The organism is Dyadobacter jejuensis (assembly GCF_003149085.1).
GTDB classification, from domain to species: Bacteria; Bacteroidota; Bacteroidia; order Cytophagales; family Spirosomataceae; genus Dyadobacter; species Dyadobacter jejuensis.
The window spans coordinates 1-1,704 of record NZ_QGDT01000055.1; the positions used below are offsets into that span (position 1 = coordinate 1).

Here is a 1,704-nt window from a genome sequence, read left to right on the forward strand (position 1 = left end):
GATGCCAATGGATGCCAGCAATCGGACCAGGTGATTTTGAATACCTATAAGGCTGATGCTGGGCCCGATAAAGGCAATTGTGCCGGAGCGGGGGTCATGATCGGTACCGAAGCCCCAGCCGGAGCTACGGGGATTAGCTATCTATGGACCCGTATTAGTGGGAGTGGGATAGGAACTCTTAGTTGCACCACCTGTGCTACACCCATAGCTAGTCCTACGGCTACGACGGTATATCAGGTGCAAATGACGGTTACCAAATCGAATGGGGGAACCTGCTCTACCACCGATCAAGTTACTGTTACGCCCGTTACGGCTCCTACGGCCAACTTTGCCGGCGCAGATCGGGTAGTTTGTATTGGTTCTACCACCACATTAGGCTCTACTGCCCAGTCGGGTTATACCTATCTATGGTCACCGGGTACTTATATTGCTACCAGCAATTCTACGGCGACCTTCGATGCGGGAAGCATCAATATGCCCACCCCCAATCCCATTACCTACGTGGTGACGGCAACCAAGGATGGTTGTGTGTTTGCTGATGAGGTAAAAGTGGCAGTAATAGAAGCCAAGGCAGGGGTAGACGGTTGTGGGCCGCGAACCCTTGGAGTGGCCGATAGGACCCCCAACATTAACGAAACCTATGCATGGACTAAGGTAGCGGGACCCGGCACCGGCAATTTTATAGGACCCACCAATCAAAGACAAGCCAGCGTCTCGGCCTCTGTAGGAGGAGATGTTACCTATAGGCTCACCACCACCTACACCTTAAATGGAGTAACAGGGACCTGTACCGATGACGTTGTGGTGCCGGCTAGTTGCGGCACCGGTGGATGTTCTATCACGGTTAAAGGAGATGCGGGTTGTCCATCCAACAGTTTAAGCATTAATCCAGTAACCTTTACCGCTATACCTTCTGGTTTGGCTAGCGATTTTACTTATAGCTGGTCACCGGCGGTCGGATTAAATACTACCACTGCCCAGAAGGTCAGTCTTACCGACAACGTCCATCGTACCTATACCGTAACGATGACGAGCAAAATTGACCCTACATACACCTGCACGGCCTCAGTGGAAGCGAATAATCCCGTATGGTCGGTACCTGGTTTTAATGGTCCGTCTCCAATTTCTGCTTGTTCAGGTGTTCCCGTAGCCATTGGCGATCCGGCCAATAACCCAGGTTACTCCTATACTTGGTCGGGCATTGGTTTAAGTAGTTCTAATATTTCACTTCCTAATGCCACCGCCCCCGACGATCAGACTTATATAGTGACGGTAACCGACAAAGTGACCGGGTGCTCGTTGAATGACACCATAGAAGTGTATAGGTCTGTAGCGGCCAATGCGGGTGTAGATAAAAACGTTTGCATTAATGGAACAGTAAAATTAGGTGTCCCGGCGGAGAGTGGCTATACATACAGCTGGAGTCCGGCTGGTGCCGATTGGCGTAACGGAACCAACCAGAATTCGGCCGAACCAGAAGTTTTTGTGGCGGTTAATACCACCTTTACCCTAACAAAAACCCATACCGCCTCGGGATGTGTAACCACTGACGATGTTGAAGTTAATGTGGGAAGCGCCCTCGCTCCATTTACAATGAGTCCGCTAAGCTACTGCCCTGGTAGTACCACCGCCTTATATTTAGGGTACAGTACAGGTACAACGAGTGGTGTGAACCAAGTACCTACTGGTGCGGGTTATACCTAT

The 1,704-nt window shown here is 50.7% G+C and carries 1 protein-coding gene; it reads left to right on the forward strand.

The features are described from left to right. Positions 1-1,704: hypothetical protein (locus tag CLV98_RS23585; RefSeq protein WP_158281327.1), on the forward strand; the 1,704-nt coding region annotated here is incomplete at both ends.